Here is a 246-nt window from a genome sequence, read left to right as displayed (position 1 = left end):
ACCGAGGGGATCTACCCTTTCATCGGGCTTCCCGTGCGCCTCGGATTCCCTTCCCGGGCCGACTTCGAAGTGCTTCACGACGCCCAGGCAAGGCCTTGCGCAATCGTCGCGCGCCGGGAATTCCTGCGCATCACCCGCATGTGCAGGGTGTCGGGCCAGTTGCTGCCCTACCGCTGCCGTCAGACCCGGCAATTGCAGACCGGTATTCACATCTACGATCGACTGTTCTGCGGACTGATCGAACAC

At 62.6% G+C, this 246-nt stretch carries 1 protein-coding gene; it reads left to right on the top strand.

Going from position 1 to position 246, the window contains the following annotated elements:
* Positions 1-246: hypothetical protein (locus AB2L51_RS15330; RefSeq protein WP_400922727.1), on the top strand; the 246-nt coding region annotated here is incomplete at both ends.

It is taken from the genome of Acetobacter fabarum, from assembly GCF_040702925.2.
Lineage (GTDB): Bacteria > Pseudomonadota > Alphaproteobacteria > Acetobacterales > Acetobacteraceae > Acetobacter > Acetobacter fabarum_B.
This window is presented reverse-complemented; position numbering and strand designations above follow the sequence as displayed.